Raw genomic sequence first — 17,595 nt, 5'->3', positions numbered from 1 at the left:
TTATCGATGTTCGATCTGAATGGCAAAAAGGCGCTCGTTACCGGCGCGACCGGCGGCATCGGCGGCGCGATCGCGCAGGCGCTCCATGCGCAGGGCGCGACGGTTGCGATCTCGGGAACGCGCAAGGAGGTGCTGGACGAGCTGGCCGGCAAGCTCGGCGAGCGCACCTTTGTGCTGCCCTGCAATCTCTCCAAGGCCGACGAGGTCGAGGCGCTGGTGCCTGCTGCCGAAGCGGCAATGGGCCAGGTCGATATCCTCATCGCCAACGCCGGCATCACCCGCGACAATCTCTTCGTGCAGCTTCGTGACGAGGATTGGGAGGAGGTCATCAACATCAATCTGACCTCGACTTTCCGCCTGGCGCGCGCCGCCACAAAGCTGATGATGCGCAAGCGCTTCGGCCGCATCATCGCCATCACCTCGGTGGTCGGCGTCACCGGCAATCCCGGGCAAGGCAATTATACGGCGTCGAAGGCGGGCCTGATCGGCATGATCAAGACGCTGGGAGCCGAATACGCCAAGCGCGGCGTCACCGCCAACTGCATCGCGCCCGGCTTCATCAAGACGCCGATGACCGATGCGCTCAACGACAAGCAGCGCGAAACGATTCTGACCAGGGTTCCGGCAGCCCGCCTGGGGACGCCCGAGGACATCGCCGCGGCCGCCGTCTACCTGAGTTCAAACGAAGCAGCCTACGTCACCGGGCAGACGATCCACGTCAACGGCGGTATGGCCATGATCTGACGTCTCGCTCCGCACCGCCCCTCGGGGCGGCCGGAATGCGGCAAACGGCCGTTTCCGGAGCGAAATGAGGCTTGTAGTCAAGGCAATTGAAGTATGATAACCGGACCTCCAACGGATGGGCAAAGAACGCCATTGCAGGTTTTTGAAACCCTGTATATTGGCGATGCGGAGCCTTGGCCGACGTTCGCCGGGCCCTGTATCGGTTAGCATGGGGCCAAATCAAAGTTCGTAAGCGAAGGCAAGTAACGCGACCACGACGGCTCGTATCGTCCCGGGGGGTCGGGTCTACAGGGAACAACACGAGGTTATGCAATGAGTGACATTGGCGAACGGGTTAAGAAGATCGTGGTCGAACACCTTGGTGTTGAACCCGAGAAGGTTGTCGACAACGCGAGCTTCATCGACGACCTCGGCGCCGACAGTCTGGACACCGTCGAGCTGGTGATGGCGTTCGAAGAAGAATTCGGTTGCGAGATTCCGGACGACGCCGCGGAAACGATTCTCACCGTCGGCGACGCCACGAAGTTTCTCGAGAAGAACGCGAAGAGCTAAGGCTCTTCATTTTCGCGGGGACAACATTGAAACCGGACGGGCCGCTTCCCAGCGGTCAGCCGGTTTCTTGTTATTGGCCGTGAATCTTTCGATGCGGAGTTTTCGGATATGAGGCGGGTCGTCGTTACGGGTCTCGGCATGGTCTCGCCACTCGGCTGTGGCGTCGAGCCGACCTGGAAGCGCATCCTCAACGGCGAAAGTGGTGCTCGCAAGATCGAGAGCTTCGACGTCTCCGATCTGCAGACCCAATACGCCTGCACTGTCGTGCGTGGCGACGGCACCAACGACAGCTTCAATCCTGATATCTGGATGGAGCCGAAGGACCAGCGCAAGGTCGACGACTTCATCATCTTCGGCATGGCGGCCGCGGGGCAGGCGCTCGACGACGCCAATTGGCATCCCGAGTCCGAAGAGGACAAATGCGCGACCGGAACCATGATCGGGTCCGGTATCGGCGGCCTCAGCGGTATCGCCGAGACTGCGATCCTTTTGAAGGAACGCGGGCCGCGCCGGGTGTCGCCGTTCTTCATTCCGGGCCGCCTGATCAATCTCGCCTCCGGATACGTCTCGATCAAGCACGGGCTGAAGGGACCGAACCATTCGGTGGTCACGGCCTGCTCGACCGGCGCACATGCCGTCGGCGATGCCGCGCGCCTGATCGCGCTGGGCGATGCCGACGTGATGGTCGCGGGCGGCGCTGAATCTCCGATCAGCCGCATCGGCATTGCCGGTTTCAACGCCGCGCGTGCGCTCTCGACCGGTTTCAACGACACACCCGAGAAGGCCTCGCGACCCTACGACAAGGACCGCGACGGGTTCGTGATGGGCGAGGGCGCCGGCGTCCTCGTGCTGGAAGAGCTCGAGCACGCCCGGCGCCGCGGCGCCAAAATCTATGCCGAGGTGATCGGCTATGGCCTGTCGGGTGATGCCTATCACATTACGTCGCCGTCGCCCGATGGTGATGGCGGCTTCCGCAGCATGTCGGCCGCGCTCAAGCGCGCCGGCCTGACCGCCTCCGATCTCGACTATATCAACGCGCACGGCACCTCGACGCCGCTCGGTGACGAGATCGAGCTCGGTGCCGTCGAGCGTCTGCTCGGCAATGCCGCCTCCAAGGTTGCGATGTCCTCGACCAAATCGTCGACGGGGCATCTGCTCGGCGCGGCCGGTGCGATCGAAGCAATCTTCGCCATTCTCGCGATTCGCGATAATGTCGTGCCGCCGACCATCAACCTGGACAATCCGTCGGTGGAGACCGCGATTGATCTCGTGCCGCACACGGCGAAGCAGCGAGAGGTCAACGTCGCCTTGTCGAACTCCTTTGGTTTTGGCGGTACCAACGCGTCGGTCATCCTCCGGCGCTTGGTCAGTTAGTTTGAGTTTGAAACAAATCCACCGTTTTGCCGTATTCGGCGATAGTCATGGACGTGGGCGCGTGCATTGGGCAGGGCAAGCGATTGTCGGGCCGCGGTTGAACCGGCAGGATTCAGGTTGTTTTGATGAGTGAAAGGCCGCCCATTTCGCCCCGGAGTCCGCGGGCAGCGCTTGAGCCTGAGCAGCTCCCGCCGCCGCCGAAGCGGTCGGAGCGTGCGCGCAATCCATTCGTGGTCGTCGGCAACGCCATCATCACCCTCCTGCTGATCGCCATGCTGGGCGCCGGCGGCATCTATTATTACGGCCGGCAGGTGCTGGAAGCGCCCGGGCCGTTGAAGGACGACAAGATCGTCAACATCCCGCAGCGTGCGGGCAAGCGCGACATCGCCGAGACGCTGAACCGGGAAGGCGTCACTGACGTCAATCCCTGGGTGTTCATTGCCAGCGTCGCCGCGTTGAAGGCGAGCTCGGACCTCAAGCCGGGTGAATATTCGTTCCAGAAGAACGCCTCGCTCCGCGACGTCATCGCCACCATCGTCGAAGGCAAGGTGGTGCAGCATGCCGTCACGATTCCGGAAGGTCTTACCTCCGAGCAGATCGTGGCACGCCTTTCCGACAACGACATCTTCACCGGCAGCGTGCGCGAGCTGCCGCGCGAGGGCACGTTGTTGCCCGAGACCTACAAATTCCCGCGCGGCACTCCGCGCGAGCAGGTGATCCAGCGCATGCAGCAGGCGCACAAGCGCGTGCTCGGCGAGATCTGGGAGCGCCGCAATCAGGACATTCCGGTCAAGACGCCGGAGCAACTGGTGACGCTCGCCTCGATCGTCGAGAAGGAAACCGGCAAGCCGGACGAGCGCAGCCGCGTCGCCGCGGTGTTCACCAACCGGTTGAAGCAGCGGATCAAGCTGCAGTCCGACCCGACCATCATCTACGGCCTCGTCGGCGGCAAGGGCACGCTGGGCCGCCCGATCAAGCGCAGCGAGATCACGCAGCCGTCACCCTACAACACCTATGTGATCGAGGGCTTGCCGCCGGGTCCGATCGCCAATCCCGGCCGCGCCTCGCTGGAGGCCGCCGCCAACCCGGCGCGCACCCGCGACCTCTTCTTCGTCGCCGACGGCACCGGCGGCCACTCCTTCACCGAGACTTACGACGCGCACCAGAAGAACGTCGCCAAGCTCCGCGCGATGGAGAAGCAGATCCAGAACGACACGGTGGAGCCGGCCGAGGACGCGCAGCCGCCGGCCGCCGCAGCGCCCGGAACTGCAGATACGCCGACGGCAGCAACGCCGGCGCGGCCCAATCAGCAAAAGAAGCCGCCCGCAGCACGCCCCGCTGGTCCGGCGCCGGCGCGGCAGGGCGCGGTGCAACCCTCGCCACCGGTGGTCCAGCGCTAGGCGCGCTGCAGACCTGCCCGCGGACTTTGCGGATTCCACTTTCCTGCAAAATAGTCTTAAGTTTCGCGGGGCTTGATGCCTCGCGAATCCCGTGTTTCTGGAGAATTTGACCTGATGGCGCTGTCGTCCATGACCGGCTTTGCCCGAAGCCACGGCGCAAGCGGGCCGTACACGTTCGAATGGGAATTGAAGTCGGTCAATGCCAAGGGCTTTGATCTCCGGGTGCGGCTGCCGCAGGGGTTCGACGAGCTCGAGGCACACGCCAAGAAGCGCGCCGGCGAGCTGTTGTCGCGCGGCACCGTCTACGCCAATCTCACCGTCAAGCGCGCCAACGCCGCTGCCGCCGTTCGCGTCAATGAGGACGTGCTCAATGCCGTCCTGAAGGCCGCCGCGGTCATCGCCGGCAAGGTCGACGCGGTGGCGCCGAGCGTCGACGGCCTGCTCGCCATCAAGGGCGTGATCGAGGTCGCGGAGCCCGAGGGCGACGAGGAGGAGGACAAGGCTGCGCGAGCGGCTGCCGCCGAGGCCTTCGACAAGGCGCTCGCCGAGCTCGTCGAGATGCGCAAGCGCGAGGGCACCTCGCTCGGGCAGATCCTGACCCAGCGGGTCGACGAGGTCGAGCAACTGGCGAAGCAGGCCGAGGCCGCGCCCGGTCGCAAGCCCGAGGCGATCAAGGCCAGGCTCGCCGAGCAGATCGCAACCCTGCTCGACACCTCCGACCGTTTCGATTCCGACCGCCTGATGCAGGAGGCGATCCTGATCGCGACCCGGGCCGACATCCGCGAGGAGCTCGACCGCATCGCTTCCCATATCGCGCAGGCGCGCGAGCTGATCGGCAAGGGCGGCCCGATCGGCCGCAAACTCGACTTCCTGGCGCAGGAGTTCCACCGCGAGGTCAACACCTGCTGCTCGAAGTCGAACGACATCGAGCTGACCAACACGGGGCTCGCCATGAAGAACGTGGTCGAGCAGTTCCGCGAGCAGGTCCAGAATCTGGAGTGATCGATGACGAGCGGCGGCGGTCACGGAACTGACGGTGTCGAGCGGCGCGGCCTGATGTTCGTGCTGTCCTCGCCCTCGGGCGCGGGCAAGACGACGCTGTCGCGTCTTTTGATGGACCGGATGTCCGGCCTGAAAATGTCGGTCTCGGCGACCACGCGGCCGAAGCGGCCGGGTGAGGTCGACGGCAAGGACTATCTGTTCGTCGACAAGCCGCGCTTCGAGGCGATGGTGAAGGGCGACGAACTGCTGGAATGGGCCACCGTGTTCGACAACAGCTACGGCACGCCGCGTGGCCCCGTCGAAGCCGCGCTGTCGGCCGGGCAGGACGTGCTGTTCGACATCGACTGGCAGGGCACGCAGCAGCTGCGCGAGAAGGCGCGCGCCGACGTCGTCAGTGTCTTCATCCTGCCGCCCTCGGCGGCCGATCTGGAGAAACGGCTGCACTCACGCGCGCAGGACTCCGACGAGGTCATCCGCAAGCGCATGAGCCGCGCCAGCCACGAGATGAGCCACTGGGCCGAGTACGACTACATCGTGATCAACCACGACGTCGACGAGGCCTTTGCCGAGGTGCAGTCGATCCTGAAGGCCGAGCGCCTCAAGCGCGAGCGGCGGACTGGCCTCGTTGGTTTCGTGCGAGGTTTGCAAGGGCAGCTTCAGGCCTAGGCTGCGGCAGTTGCGGCCCTTGCGTGGCCAGGCGTTCCAGCATGGCGGTGATCACGTCGACGTCGACGGCATCCTCGATCTGCACATCTTCGTCGCGACGGTCTTGGTCGCGAGCGACCGGCTTTTCTGCGTCGGCCTTCCGTGCCGCTAGCCGAGGCGCGGCTTCGATCTCGAAGGCGCCGTCGAAGATGTCGGCCTCGTCGAGTTCGGCGGCCTCGCTGCGAACGGCGGCGGATTGCGCCGCGATCCTGCCGATTTCCCTGCTGAAGGCGGTGAGTTGCGCGGTCTGCTGCGGCCGCGCTTCATCGAAGTCGACCGGGCGCGGTCGCGCGTCCGGTGTCGCACCGAGCCAAGGCGCGCGGCTTCCGTCCTGATCCTGCGTGCCCCAATCGTCCCAATGGCCGCGGCGCTCGGCGACCTGGACGCGCACGCGCCTGCGGGCAAGACGATAGATAACGCTGGCGAGCAGACCGGCGAGCGCCAGCGCGCCGCCGATCACGAGCAGCAGCATCTGCAACGAGCCGACCGGTTTGTCGGTGGTGCTGTCTGCCGCGGCCAGGGCCATCGGGGCGGGAGGCTTTGCCGGCTTCGCGCTCGGCGACACGGCGGCCGTGATGGGAGCAGGCTCCGGCGTCGGCGGTGCGACTGAGGTCGAGACATCGGGCCAGGGCGTGGCGACGGCAGGTTGCTGCGGGCTGCTGTCGGTGGCTTGGTCCGGCGTCTGTTGCGCCGGCGTCGAGGCTGTGGCCTGCGCGACGGCGTTCGACGTCCTGGAGGTGACGCCACTGCGTGGCGTCAGATATTCGGCTCGTGCGTCCTGCACCGTCTGCTGCTTTGACGGCGCCGGATCCGGCGTTGGCGTTTCGGTTGTCGCCTGGGCGCTCTGGGTGACCTTGCCGCCCTCGGCGCGCAGATACCAGCATTGCCGCTTGGTCGAGCGCTCAAGACGATAGTGCCAGTGCTGCCCCTGCGGCGCTGCGCCCTTCGGCGAGGCGAGGCAGTCGGCGGCTGCATTGGCTGTGGCTGGTGCGCTTGGCGCGCTTTGCGATACGGCAGCCAGTGGCGCGCCGGCAACGATGCTGCCGATCAGCGCGGATACGAATTTTGCGGTGCGGTTGCCCATCCTGGTCTCCCGGTTACGCATGACGCAACTCTTGAACAGCCCTTGTCATCAAAGACTTGGGTGGCAATGAGCCGCAATTCCGGAGAGGATGTGGCTTGAATCGGGCCTCGCGGAGCAGCCGGTCCGCCGCGGGTTCAGCGGTTGCCGGCTTATTGCTTGGCCGACGTCCAGGTTCCGCCGCAGCCGTCGGAGCGACGCCAGGTGCCGGAGCCGCTGCGGCCGGAGAGGCGGCCTGCACCGGTGAATGTCACGCCCTGGCCTTGGCCGCGTGTGCTGACCGAGCCACTGGAGCTGACGGTTCCGCTGACGCCTTCACCGATCACCTTGCCCGAACTGACGACGACTGCGCCGCTGGTCGAGCCTCCGCAGCCGACGCTGGTTACGATCCATGCACCGTCGAAGCCACCGCCACCTCCACCTCCGCCGCCGCTTCGCCGTGACGACGAGCGCGTGTCGTCGGCTGCCGGCTTGCTCCGGCGCGCGGGAGCGGCGGGCTCGGCCGAGCGATCCTGGCGCGAGCCGGACAACGACTTCTCGTCATTGCCGATCGAGCCGCCGGCGCTGCCGGACTGGGCGAAGATGGGTGACGAGGCGATGGCTGCGGTGAGGAGGACGGCAAGCGCAATCGTGCTGCGGATCACGACAACAGGCATGAGCAAACATCCAAATTGAAAAAAAGATATCAGCGGCCGGAGCCGTCGGCGCAGACGGATCCGATAATGCGGCAAGCTTTGCCAGCCTTGCCGCATTCGTCAAGCGCGGCGTCCTTGGCACGCTGCACGCCCTCGCGCTGGACCAGCGACCAGGACTTGTCGGAGATCGCAAACGCGCCGCAGCTTCGCCCGTAGAAGGACAGCTCGATCGGGCATTTTGCGCCGGCGCAATTGCCGCGCGCATCCGCGACCGCCGCGCGCCGCGAGGCGTGATTCCACGAGATGCCCCATTTGCTGCTGTCGGGCCCGTAGACGATCGAGCCCCAGGGCTTGAGATCCTCCATCTTGCGCATGCGCAGCAGCAGGCCTTCGGTGGCTTCACCCGTGGGTGTCATCGAGATCCGCTGTTGCAGCTTGGTGACGGCGCGGGTGAGGCCGTCGGGCGTATCAGGGTCGAAATTGAGTTCATAGAGCCGCTCGCTGAGCTCACTGAGCAGGGCAGCATCGCGCAAGGGGACACGATCAGGATCGGCACGCAGGCGCTCTGCCGGCAAGGGATCGGGCTGCATCGCCGCAATTTTCGGCGGGGCCGTTTCGGTTGGCGCCACGAAATAGAAGGTGCCGTCGATCGGCGAGGACGACACCCAGGGCTGCTGCGCGCCCGCGGTGGCGCGCTTCACGGCGAGGCCGACCTGGTTGAAGGTCTGGAACACGTCGAGACCCGCGGTCCGGATCGTCGTCGCCAGCGCCTTCGTATACGGGCTGTGACCGTCGCTGCCGTCCTGCGCGACATTGCCGGGCTGCGTCGCGTAGGAGATCAGCGTGCCTTCGGGCGCGCGCATCTGCGCCAAGCCACCGTCCGCGGCGCGCAAGCCGCGTGAGCCGAACGGGTTGTTGCGGCAGGCGTCCAGGATCACGAGGTTGAGCCGCGTGCCCGAACCCTGCATCTGGCGCAGCACCAGGTTGACGTCGGTCATCTGGAAATCGACGTCGGCCTCGCGCGTCGGATTGGCGCCGACAGGCACGAGATAGTTGGAGCCGGCGACCTGTACGCCGTGGCCGGCGTAGTAGAACAGCGCAACGTCGGCGCCCTGGACCTGGCGGCCGAAGTTCTGCACCGCGATGTCCATTGCGCCCTTGTCGAGATCGAGCTGGGCGCGGCCGCCCACCAGCGTAAAGCCGAGCAGGCCCAGCGTCTCCGCCATCAGGCTCGCATCCTTGGAGGGATTGTCCAGCGGCGTGATGTTCTTGTAGGCGGAGTTGCCGACCACCAGCGCGATGCGCCTTTCGGCCGATGCCGGGTGTATGGTGACGACCAGCAAGGCCAGCGCTGCCAGCCCCAAAACGCGATTGAAAATCCTCGCGCGCATCGAAATTCCCCAAAATAATGGCGCCAGTCTAGCAGCCCGGCGCGCGAGCGAAAAGTGGGCGCGAGCGGTGGTAGCCACGTGTCCCAGACAAGCCGCAACGCGTAGGCGTTGCGGCGCGGAGCCCAGCGCCTGGGAGTCCGCGGCGACATGGGCGCCGGCTCTGCAGCGCACCGCCAAGCGCGCTGCGCTGCGTCCGGGGCACGCGAGCGGAAATTCATGACAGAGCGGCGAGCAGACACGCCATCGCAATCTCGCGGCGCGTTTCGCCCGAGGCTTGCTGTCGTTTGCGTTCTTTGAAGGCCAAAGAGCGCAGGGAAGGCCGGGCGCCGGCGGCACCCGCAAGTCCGTGCACAACAAAAAATGCACACGGGTTGGACCACAGGTGTTGCCGGTCGCCCGGCCTTCCCTGCGCGGCTGGTTTTAACGGTGTCCTTCGTGCTCTCCTCGGGGAGCGTTGCACTATTGCCCCCGTCGCCTTGCGGATGGCTGATGCACGTGCCCGGTCGGGCCGCCGCATCACCGCAAGCCTTGACGCCAGAACCCCGGGCGCCAGGACCACACGACTTCTCCGTCCGCGGACGATCCCGCCGAAATCCCCGAAGGCTTGCGTGTGCTCGCCCTCAGGTCTCAATGAGACCGCTGTGACCGCGCCGTGTCGTATCGCGTCGCCTGATGACTCACGGTTGCCCGCCCTGTCATCATGCCGAGCCGCGCCGGCGCTACCGCGTCCACCGCACCCCGGCCCGCATCTCGTGACGATCGCGAAGCGCCCCTTTGGAAGGGCCAAGATGGCGCCTCTCTGCCACAAATCCGAAATTCGGGAAAGAGGAATATTTTTGCGCCGAGGGCTTGACCGGGTGTTTTGCCCGACGCCCCTCCCGAGCCGCCGTCAAGTTACGTTTGCAATGCTGCATAGCGGCAAGCGCTCCATCGGCGCGAATGTGCAAACGGACGTGCCCGCTTGGTCGGCGCTCATGCAGGAAGGTTCATGCGATTCCGGAAAATTTCTCGGCTCCTCAGTGGCCGCGTGCAATCATAGGATTGAAACGTCCGCGCGAAGATGCTGCAATTCCAATCGCGTTCATTCCGATCTCGGACGTTGGCGCCAGCGGCGCATCTGCGCGTCGAAGCGTTGCCTGGCCAAGAAACAAGAAGCACAAGGGGGGACCATCATGTCCGTGTTGTCACGTCGCGATTTCCTGGCACTTTCGACGTCCGCCGCGCTTGTCGGCCTCGCCGCGCCCGCGCGAGCCGCAATGGGGCCGAACGACAAGTACGATCTGGTGATCCGGGGCGGCGAGGTGCTCGACCCCAGCCAGTCGCTGCGCGCCAAGCGTGACATCGGCATCCGCTGGGGCGTGATCGAAACGGTGCAGGAGGCGATCCCGGCCGAGCGCGCGCTGAAGAGCATCGATGCGTCGGGCAAGCTCGTGATGCCTGGTCTGATCGATCTGCATTCTCACGTCTATCCCTACGGCTCGGCGATCGGGATTCCTGCCGACGAACTGGTGCAATTCCAGGGCACGACGACCGTCGTCTCCGCGGGCGACGCCGGGGTCAACAATCTGGCGGCGTTGCGCCGCTTCATCGTGGCCCAGACGCGGGCGCGGATGTACGCCTTCGTCCATATCGCCAATAACGGCCTGTCGGCGTTCCCGGCCGCCGAGCTGTACAATATCGACGTCGCACAGACTGAAGCCTGCGCGATGGCGCTCGCCGAGAACGCCGATTTCCTGCTCGGCGTCAAAGTGCGGATGTCGGAGAACGTGATCTACAAGCACGGGCTCGAGCCGCTGAAGCGCGGCATCCAGGCTTGCGAGATGTGCGGCTGGCCGGCGAAGATGATGGTGCATATCGGCGGAGTCGAGTCCAAGGAGCTGATGTCGCAGATCCTCGATTTGCTGCGCCCGGGCGACGTGCTGACACACGCCTATTCGGGCGCGCCGAACATGTCCAACGTCTTCACCAACATCGTGCAGGAGGGCAAGCTGCTGCCTGCAGCCCTGGCGGCCAAGCAGCGCGGCGTCATCTTCGACGTCGGTCATGGCGGCGGCAGCTTCGATTTCACAGTGGCGGAAGTCGCGATCCCCGGGGGATGCACGCCGGACACCATCTCCTCCGACATCCACGTCTTCTCCGGCAATTCGCCCGGCATTCCGTTCCTGCCCAACGTGATGAGTAAGTTCATGACGCTGGGCTTCACGCTGGAACAGGTGGTTGCGATGGCCACCACGGCGCCGGCGAAGATCATTAACCGCGCGCCGAAGATCGGCACGCTGCAAGTCGGTGCGCCCGGCGACGTCGCCATCATGGAGCTGGTGGAAGGGCCGGTCAGCTTCGTCGACACCCGCAACAACAAGAGAGACGGCAAGGCGCAGCTCAAGCCGATCCAGACCGTCATCAACGGCGTGCCGTTCGGCCGGCCTTATCAGGCGCCGTTCGCGGTCAGGTAGAGATCCGCGGGCGGGTCTCAGCCGTTGTTGAGGCCCGCTTTCGCTTGGTTCCACTCCTCTACTTCTGCGGCCGTCCGGACGCCGGCGGCCGGCGGATACGTTGTCAGCGAAAGACCGGGCATCGGTGGGCAATCAAGGGGGCCCCGGATATCCAGCCTTCCCGATTCCAAGCCTTCCCAATCGAAGCCTTGCAGTCATCGATTGTTAGGGAGCCTACGGTAAACCGCAAGCTGCGAGGAGTGGACCCGGGCAGGGCGTCAATCGTGAAGCAGCGTGAAACCGGATGCTGACAGCTATCGATGGCTTGATCTGCAATTGTCGAGATCGGCAGAACGAGGTCGTTGGCTTCTCGATCTCTGGTGAGCGCGCAGACAGCCGCATTGCCAGGGACTGACGTGGGAGTGCGATGGCTGTCGTTGATCAATACGATCGCCCCGACAAGACAGGCAGGGCGTCGGCGGGTGTCATTGCCCGGATAGAACCTTCGACGGTGGCCATGCTCGCCTGGCTGGGATTGCTTGCGATGGAGATCATCGCGGTCCTGGCGCTGTGTGACTTCAGGCTCTTCTTCACCCTGGACGACGCGTACATCCATCTTGCGGTCGCCGATCAGATCCTGTCCGGCGGATATGGGGTCAATGCCGGTGAATATTCATCACCCAGCTCGTCGATCATCTGGCCATATTTCCTGGCTCTGACTGAAGCGCTTCATCTCGGTGCATTTGGTCCGTTGTTGATCAACGTCGCCGCCGCGGGTGCTTCGGTCCTGGCGATCCTACGCCTCCTGGAGGCGAGTGGCCTGTTCGATGGCTTAGGCGAGCTTTTGTTCGCCCGTGTGATTGCGCTGCTCGTCATCTTCTGCACCAGCGCAGTCGCGCTGCCCATGACCGGCATGGAGCACAGTGCCCACGTCTGGGCGTCGATCGTGACCTTTGCGGGTCTCGTGGCGGCGGCGCGTGGGTTCGCGCCGACATCAGTTCATTTCCTTGCGCTGGTGCTGCTTCCGCTCATCCGCTTCGAGGGGATCGCATTCGCCGGTGCCGCAATCGTGGCGTTCGCGCTGCTGGGCCAGCGCCGCTTCGCGGCCGGCGCTGCCCTTGTCATTGTCGTTGCCCTGTCGGGCTATGCCGTTCTCATGGCGTCGCGTGGCCTGCCGCTGCTGCCGAGCTCGGTGCTGTTGAAAGGCTATCTGACGACCCTTGATCAGCCCGCAGGCGAGTTGCCTGCCATCGTCAGAAACATGCTGCGCAGCGTGACGACGTCGTATGGATTGCGGCTCATCGCACTCGGTCTCGCCGTTGCCTGGTGCGCCAATCTGCTGCGCGCCGATCGCAAGGCTTTGATCGTCCTGCTGAGCGTCATGGTTGCCGTCGGAGCCCATCTGGCGTGCGGGCAATACGGTTGGTTCAATCGGTACGAGGTCTACATCATGGCTCTCGCGGCGGCCGCGTTGCTGTGGGGCGTCGCACAGCTCAAGCCGCGGCTCTCGACGCTGCAATGGTCGCGTGTGAAGATCGGCGTGGTCTTTGGGCTCGGCACCGCCGCGATCCCCTACATGACGGCGGCAGTGGTCACGCCGTTGGGCGCAAGCGATATCTACGAGCAGCAGTACCAGATGGCTCGTTTCGCACATTCGTTCTACAGGCATTCGGTAGGGGTCAACGATCTCGGCCTGGTTGCCTATCGCAATGCCAACTACACGCTCGATCTCTGGGGCCTGGGTTCGGAGCAGGTGCGCAAGGCGAGAATGGCGGACGAATATGGGCCGGCCGAGATGGCGGCCCTTGCCCACGATCACGACGTCGGTCTTATCATGATTTACGAGGGCTGGTTCGAGAAGGGCGTGCCGCCGAGCTGGACGAAGGTGGCGGTGCTTCAGACGAGAAGCGTGACCTTGTCGCGGCAGAATGTCGATTTCTACCGGACGCCGCTCGCCGATGCGGCGGTGGTCGATGCAGCTCTTCGGGCCTTCAAGGCAACGCTGCCGTCCCGGGACAGGCTGGATATCATCACGCCGTAAGCCGGCTCCTGTCCGAGGCCGCGGTGGCCCGCTGCGCATACATGGCGGACGGCGCGGCCGCGCGACGGGCGTCGCGCAGTTCCATCATCCTCTGCGCTCAGGTCAGATAGTCGGGGGTGAAATCGGCGAGCTGGCGCAACTCGTCAGGCTGCAGCAACTCGATCTCGTTGCCCTCCCATGCGATCAATCGGCGATGCCGCAGTTCCTGGATGGTGCGGTTGACGTGCACGATCGACAGGCCGCAGGCATCGGCGACATGACGCTGCGTCATCGGCATCTGGAAGCAGGAATCCTTGAGAAGGCCGACGATCTCCAGCCGCGCTGCAAGCTCGCAGATCAGATGCGCGACCTTCGGCAGGGCCGTTTGCGCACCAAGGCGGGCGATCCACTGCCGCGAGATCGCTGCGTCGATCAGCGTCTCGCGCCAGAACGCGCGGGTCAGATGGATCGAACCATCGAGCAGCTGGCGGAGCTGGCCGTGCCCGACGTAGCCGACAATGGTCGGGCCGAGGCCGACGAGGTCCGCATCCATCGGCGAGACCAGCAGCGTGTGCAGGCAGGGCATGTCGCCGGGGACGTGGAACGCGAGGATCTGGCTGCGGTCGACGACGATGCGGGCCTGGTAGAGGAAGCCGCTGACCACGAAGACGCTGCGCGAAGCGGCCTCGCCCTGGCGCAGCACGATTTCGCCGTCCGCGACCTGGCGCAGCGTGGACGGCAGTCCCGCGATCTGGTGGCGTTCGTCCTCGGACAGGCCCTCGATGGCCTGGAGACGTGTGATGAACTTCGGATGCGGCATCGGGCTCGCAGTATGCTTCAGCCGTCTTCCGGCGCTTCGATGAAGCGCCGCGAGAGCTTGGCAACGGTAGGGTCGGAGACCTCAGCGCCTTGGAACGTGCGGATGGCGCGGGCGAGGTCCTCATCCGACATCGGATGCGCCGGCTCTTGCTGCCTGTCGTTTTCGAAGGCGTCGCCAATGCGGTCGAGGTGCTCGCTGGTGTCGGATGCGAACAGACCGCGGATGCGCTCCAGGATCGTTGCAGGGCTCATGAGACAGGACCGGCTCGGTTAGTAATCGAGACGAGGGTGCGACCGGTGAGGCGCCAACAATTAGCAACTTCAGCGGTCGTCTTGCGTTCTAGTCCGCTGAGCCAGGGCCAGTCGTATCATTTGATAGGTCCGATGCGATTTTTGGGAGTGTCATGGAAAAAGCCCACGACGTGCTGATCGGGAACCTGAGCGAGCACACCGCGCTTGCCGAGGCGGATCTCGACGAGATCCGGGCGTTGACCTTCACGGTGCGTGATATCCCGCCGAACGAGGATTTCATCCGCCAGGGCGACGAGCCCGAACATTCGGCGCTGGTCGTATCGGGCATGGTCGCGCGTTACCATCTGCTCGGCAGCGGGGGGCGCCAATATCTCTCGTTCCATCTCTCCGGTGACCTGCCGGACTCCCAGGGCCTGTTCATCGACCAGATGGATCATGGGCTCTCTGCGCTCGGGCCCGCGTCGGTCGCCTTCATCCCGCATCGGGAATTGTTCACGGCCTTCCGGCGCCGGCCAACTTTCGCGCTCTCGGTCTGGCGCGAGACGCTGCTCGATTCCTCGATCTTTCGCGAGGCCATCACCAACAACAGCGCCCGGCCGATGCAGGCGCGTATGGCGCATTTGTTCTGCGAGCTGTTCTACCGCGCCCGTGCCGCGCAGCTCGTCCGCGGCAACCGCTTCCACGTGCCGATCAGCCTGGCGCAACTCGGCGAGACGCTGGGCATGGCGATCGCGACCGTGAACAGGACGCTCGCCGAACTCAGGCGGAGCGGCACGATGGATCTGCGCGACGGGGAGCTCATCGTCCTGAAATGGCGCGAGCTGCAGCGGCTCGGCGATTTCAACCCGGCCTATCTGCACCTGAAGCGCCAGTCGCCGCCCCAGGCCTGAGGCTCTAGGATGCTAGCCCTCGGCTGCCGCTCCGCCCAGCACCTCGTCGAAATGCTTCCTCACCCAGTCGTTGCAGCAGCAGGCTCTGGCTTCGAGCGCGGCGCCGTCGAGGATCAGGATGGCGCCGCGCCGGGTCGCGAGGATGCGCCTGGCCTTGAACATCTGGATGACGCGGCTGGCATAGCTGCGGGAGACGCCGAGCATGCCGGCAAGCTGCTCGTGGGTGAGAGGGATTTCGGTCCCGCCGATGCTCGCTTTGGCGGAGATGATCCACTTGGCGGCGCGCTGCTCGATCGAATGTGCGGCGTTGCAGGCCGCCGTCTGCAGCAGCTGCGCGAATTGGCAATCGGCATAGCGGGAGAACACCTCCTGGAGCGTCGCCGATCTCTGCTGCGCCTGCTCGAGTGCACGCAGCGGCAACCGAACCAGTGTGCCGCCCAGCTTCACGACGATGCGCGAATAAGCGAGCGAGGCGTTGCGGCCTGCGGCAATGCCCACCGCACCCTCACGGCCCACCAGCAGGCTTTCGACCTCGCGGTCGTCCTCGACCGGCACCGCGAACGATACCAGGGCGGGACCGCAGGGAAAATGCACCGCCGCAACCTCGTCGCCGGCGTGATGCGGGACGTGGCTCGCCGCGAATTCGACCGGCTGGAGGTGAGGCGCGAGGAGTTCGAAATCCTGGGAGGTAAGCTGCCGCAGCAGTTCGTTCGGGGGCCGACCGGTCACAGTTTCTTCTCTTGGCTGGCCGGGAATCGGCGCCGGCCAAAAGCCTACGTTTCCGTGGCGGAACCGACGGTTCCAAAGTGCACACAAGGGCGCATCGCCGGTCGAGAAGTTGGCTCGCGGGCCTTGCGGGGCTTGGTCGGCGCCCGAGGGCGGTGAGCGTCATCACCCGAAGCGGGCTTGGCGATTCCAGGAGGAGCGGTGCAGCGCCGCATGCGCGCGGTAGGCGTCGATCGCCTTGTTGGCCAGCATCAGCTGTCGGCGTTCGCCGGTCTTGAGCTGGGCTTCGATGGAGTCGAGAAGGACGTTGGCGCTCTCGTCGGGCGGGCCGAGCTCGCCGCTCTGCTCGAGGCAGCTCCAGGCAATGAAGAATGCGCTTTCGACGGTGCATCGAATGGTCATGCGCAGCCAACGCGGCGAGGCCGCAGGCGTTCCGCGGCGGGTCCAACTTGCGTCGGGCCCGCCGCGGCGATCGTCAGTTCTTCAGCACGATGCGGCCGACGACCTTGCCGGCCCGCAGTTCGTCGATCCATTTCTGGACGTCGCCCATCGGCTCCTCGCGCATCGGCGTCGGCTTGATCTTGCCGGCGCGCGCCAAGGCCATCAGCTCCTTGGCCTCGGCGAGCGTGCCGACCATGAAGCCTTCGATGGTCATGCGCTTGTAGACCCATTGCACCATCGGCAGCGTGAACTGGCCGCCCATCAGGCCCGACACCACGATCTTGCCGCCGCGCGCGGCGACCGCGACAGCAAAGGCCATCGACTTCTCGTTGCCCGCGAAATCGACGATCTCGTCGAAGCCACCTTCGGTCTCCCTCAGGATGCGCTTGATCACGTCGGGTTCGGACGGGTCGTAGGCGACCGCGGCGCCGTTGTTCAGCGCGGTGTCGCGGGCGGCCGGCGAGAGGTCGGCGACCGTGATCGGCTGCTTGAACATCGCCTGCGCGAACGACAGGCCCATCATGCCGACGCCGCCGAGGCCGATCAGCAGGAGGTTGCGCTGGCGGGGACGATCGACCAGGCGCTTGAGGGCGCCGTAGGCCGTGACGCCCGAGCACATCAGGGTCGCGGCCTGGTTGACGGGCAGCGGATCGTAGTCGAGCAGGTATTTCGCGTCGGGCACCAGCACATGGGTGGCGAAGCCGCCGTCGATGGAGACGCCGAGGAAGCGCTGCTTGACGCAGAGATTCTCGTCGCCGTTGGCGCAGTCGCGGCACTGGCCGCAGCCGATCCACGGGAAGACGGCCTTCTTGGTGCCGACCAGGCCGGCCGCGACGTCCGGGCCGACTTCGTCGACGACGCCGGCGATCTCGTGGCCGAGCGTGAAGGGCAGCGTCATGCCGCGCGTTGTGTCGAGCTTCTTGCCGCCGCCGAGATCGGCGTAGCCGTCCTGGATGTGCAGGTCGGAATGGCAGAGGCCGCAGCGCTCGATGCGCACCAGCACCTCAGCGCCTTTCGGCTTGGGCGTATCGACGATGGTCTCGCACAAGGGCGCATCGAACTTGACCAGGGACTGCCTGCGCATCAGCGCCATATTTCTTCCTCCGAAATTATCGCTGAAGCGCCAGGCGC

17 protein-coding genes are annotated in these 17,595 nt (G+C 65.3%); 9 read left to right on the top strand and 8 right to left on the bottom strand.

The genetic code is table 11. The features are described from left to right. The first annotated feature begins 6 nt into the window (after window positions 1–6). The 6 genes from fabG (at window position 7) to gmk (ending at window position 5,738) form a co-directional block, all read left to right on the top strand. Window positions 7–744, top strand: a complete 738-nt coding sequence (gene fabG / locus JQ580_RS07070) for a 3-oxoacyl-[acyl-carrier-protein] reductase (protein WP_212278933.1) — start codon at window positions 7–9, stop codon at window positions 742–744. A 312-nt stretch (window positions 745–1,056) separates the two neighbouring features. Beyond that, window positions 1,057–1,296 carry an acyl carrier protein gene (locus JQ580_RS07065; RefSeq protein ID WP_008551805.1) on the top strand — a complete coding sequence of 80 codons (240 nt, stop codon included), beginning with the start codon at window positions 1,057–1,059 and terminating at the stop codon, window positions 1,294–1,296. A 108-nt stretch (window positions 1,297–1,404) separates the two neighbouring features. Next, on the top strand, window positions 1,405–2,670 hold the full coding sequence (gene fabF / locus JQ580_RS07060; protein WP_212278932.1) for a beta-ketoacyl-ACP synthase II: 1,266 nt from the start codon (window positions 1,405–1,407) through the stop codon (window positions 2,668–2,670). A 125-nt stretch (window positions 2,671–2,795) separates the two neighbouring features. Beyond that, a complete protein-coding gene (mltG, locus tag JQ580_RS07055) occupies window positions 2,796–4,070 on the top strand; it encodes an endolytic transglycosylase MltG (RefSeq protein WP_212278931.1) in 1,275 nt (424 codons plus the stop codon). Between the two features lie 114 nt (window positions 4,071–4,184). Beyond that, window positions 4,185–5,072, top strand: coding sequence for a YicC/YloC family endoribonuclease (locus JQ580_RS07050; RefSeq protein ID WP_212278930.1), 888 nt, complete (start codon window positions 4,185–4,187; stop codon window positions 5,070–5,072). Between the two features lie 3 nt (window positions 5,073–5,075). Beyond that, entirely contained in the window at window positions 5,076–5,738 is a 663-nt protein-coding gene (gmk, locus tag JQ580_RS07045) for a guanylate kinase (protein ID WP_212278929.1), read from the top strand. Here gmk and JQ580_RS07040 read toward each other — a convergent pair. The 3 genes from JQ580_RS07040 to JQ580_RS07030 form a co-directional block, all read right to left on the bottom strand. Beyond that, entirely contained in the window at window positions 5,671–6,861 is a 1,191-nt protein-coding gene (locus tag JQ580_RS07040) for a hypothetical protein (protein ID WP_212278928.1), read from the bottom strand. The genes gmk and JQ580_RS07040 overlap by 68 nt on opposite strands. A 149-nt stretch (window positions 6,862–7,010) precedes the next feature. Beyond that, the gene (locus JQ580_RS07035; RefSeq protein WP_212278927.1) at window positions 7,011–7,514 is read right to left on the bottom strand and encodes a hypothetical protein; all 504 of its coding nucleotides are present in this window, start codon (window positions 7,512–7,514) and stop codon (window positions 7,011–7,013) included. 29 nt (window positions 7,515–7,543) lie between these two features. Further along, window positions 7,544–8,884: a caspase family protein gene (locus tag JQ580_RS07030; RefSeq protein WP_212278926.1), complete on the bottom strand. Its 1,341-nt coding sequence runs from the start codon at window positions 8,882–8,884 to the stop codon at window positions 7,544–7,546. Between the two features lie 1,172 nt (window positions 8,885–10,056). Between JQ580_RS07030 and JQ580_RS07025 the strand changes: the two genes are divergently transcribed. Continuing rightward, window positions 10,057–11,337 carry an amidohydrolase family protein gene (locus JQ580_RS07025; RefSeq protein WP_212278925.1) on the top strand — a complete coding sequence of 427 codons (1,281 nt, stop codon included), beginning with the start codon at window positions 10,057–10,059 and terminating at the stop codon, window positions 11,335–11,337. Between the two features lie 406 nt (window positions 11,338–11,743). Continuing rightward, window positions 11,744–13,357, top strand: a complete 1,614-nt coding sequence (locus JQ580_RS07020) for a hypothetical protein (protein ID WP_249133951.1) — start codon at window positions 11,744–11,746, stop codon at window positions 13,355–13,357. A 97-nt stretch (window positions 13,358–13,454) separates the two neighbouring features. On the opposite strand, the gene JQ580_RS07015 is transcribed toward JQ580_RS07020, so the two are convergent. Then, window positions 13,455–14,156 (bottom strand): Crp/Fnr family transcriptional regulator, encoded by a 702-nt coding sequence (locus JQ580_RS07015; protein ID WP_212278924.1) that lies wholly within the window; start codon window positions 14,154–14,156, stop codon window positions 13,455–13,457. A gap of 17 nt (window positions 14,157–14,173) precedes the next feature. Then, window positions 14,174–14,407: a hypothetical protein gene (locus JQ580_RS07010; RefSeq protein WP_212278923.1), complete on the bottom strand. Its 234-nt coding sequence runs from the start codon at window positions 14,405–14,407 to the stop codon at window positions 14,174–14,176. Window positions 14,408–14,559: 152 nt separating this feature from the next. Between JQ580_RS07010 and JQ580_RS07005 the strand changes: the two genes are divergently transcribed. After that, a complete protein-coding gene (locus JQ580_RS07005) occupies window positions 14,560–15,297 on the top strand; it encodes a Crp/Fnr family transcriptional regulator (protein WP_212278922.1) in 738 nt (245 codons plus the stop codon). Between the two features lie 12 nt (window positions 15,298–15,309). Here JQ580_RS07005 and JQ580_RS07000 read toward each other — a convergent pair whose 3' ends face one another. The 3 genes from JQ580_RS07000 to JQ580_RS06990 form a co-directional block, all read right to left on the bottom strand. Continuing rightward, entirely contained in the window at window positions 15,310–16,026 is a 717-nt protein-coding gene (locus JQ580_RS07000) for a Crp/Fnr family transcriptional regulator (protein WP_212278921.1), read from the bottom strand. 162 nt (window positions 16,027–16,188) lie between these two features. Next, window positions 16,189–16,425, bottom strand: a complete 237-nt coding sequence (locus JQ580_RS06995; RefSeq protein WP_212278920.1) for a hypothetical protein — start codon at window positions 16,423–16,425, stop codon at window positions 16,189–16,191. Window positions 16,426–16,498: 73 nt separating this feature from the next. Beyond that, entirely contained in the window at window positions 16,499–17,557 is a 1,059-nt protein-coding gene (locus JQ580_RS06990) for an alcohol dehydrogenase (protein WP_212278919.1), read from the bottom strand. Window positions 17,558–17,595: the final 38 nt, after the last annotated feature.

The organism is Bradyrhizobium sp. SZCCT0148 (assembly GCF_018129985.1).
Taxonomy (GTDB): Bacteria; Pseudomonadota; Alphaproteobacteria; order Rhizobiales; family Xanthobacteraceae; genus Bradyrhizobium; species Bradyrhizobium japonicum_H.
The sequence above is the reverse complement of the archived record's forward strand: the minus strand, read 5'-3'. Positions and strand labels throughout refer to the sequence as shown.

What these genes read in the sequence shown, in the direction of transcription:
- fabG (WP_212278933.1), top strand. Translation starts at nt 7, where the DNA reads ATGTTCGATCTGAATGGCAAAAAGGCGCTCGTTACCGGCGCGACCGGC.
- JQ580_RS07065 (WP_008551805.1), top strand. Translation starts at nt 1,057, where the DNA reads ATGAGTGACATTGGCGAACGGGTTAAGAAGATCGTGGTCGAACACCTT.
- fabF (WP_212278932.1), top strand. Translation starts at nt 1,405, where the DNA reads ATGAGGCGGGTCGTCGTTACGGGTCTCGGCATGGTCTCGCCACTCGGC.
- mltG (WP_212278931.1), top strand. Translation starts at nt 2,796, where the DNA reads ATGAGTGAAAGGCCGCCCATTTCGCCCCGGAGTCCGCGGGCAGCGCTT.
- JQ580_RS07050 (WP_212278930.1), top strand. Translation starts at nt 4,185, where the DNA reads ATGGCGCTGTCGTCCATGACCGGCTTTGCCCGAAGCCACGGCGCAAGC.
- gmk (WP_212278929.1), top strand. Translation starts at nt 5,076, where the DNA reads ATGACGAGCGGCGGCGGTCACGGAACTGACGGTGTCGAGCGGCGCGGC.
- JQ580_RS07040 (WP_212278928.1), bottom strand. Translation starts at nt 6,861, where the DNA reads ATGGGCAACCGCACCGCAAAATTCGTATCCGCGCTGATCGGCAGCATC.
- JQ580_RS07035 (WP_212278927.1), bottom strand. Translation starts at nt 7,514, where the DNA reads ATGCCTGTTGTCGTGATCCGCAGCACGATTGCGCTTGCCGTCCTCCTC.
- JQ580_RS07030 (WP_212278926.1), bottom strand. Translation starts at nt 8,884, where the DNA reads ATGCGCGCGAGGATTTTCAATCGCGTTTTGGGGCTGGCAGCGCTGGCC.
- JQ580_RS07025 (WP_212278925.1), top strand. Translation starts at nt 10,057, where the DNA reads ATGTCCGTGTTGTCACGTCGCGATTTCCTGGCACTTTCGACGTCCGCC.
- JQ580_RS07020 (WP_249133951.1), top strand. Translation starts at nt 11,744, where the DNA reads ATGGCTGTCGTTGATCAATACGATCGCCCCGACAAGACAGGCAGGGCG.
- JQ580_RS07015 (WP_212278924.1), bottom strand. Translation starts at nt 14,156, where the DNA reads ATGCCGCATCCGAAGTTCATCACACGTCTCCAGGCCATCGAGGGCCTG.
- JQ580_RS07010 (WP_212278923.1), bottom strand. Translation starts at nt 14,407, where the DNA reads ATGAGCCCTGCAACGATCCTGGAGCGCATCCGCGGTCTGTTCGCATCC.
- JQ580_RS07005 (WP_212278922.1), top strand. Translation starts at nt 14,560, where the DNA reads ATGGAAAAAGCCCACGACGTGCTGATCGGGAACCTGAGCGAGCACACC.
- JQ580_RS06995 (WP_212278920.1), bottom strand. Translation starts at nt 16,425, where the DNA reads ATGACCATTCGATGCACCGTCGAAAGCGCATTCTTCATTGCCTGGAGC.
- JQ580_RS06990 (WP_212278919.1), bottom strand. Translation starts at nt 17,557, where the DNA reads ATGGCGCTGATGCGCAGGCAGTCCCTGGTCAAGTTCGATGCGCCCTTG.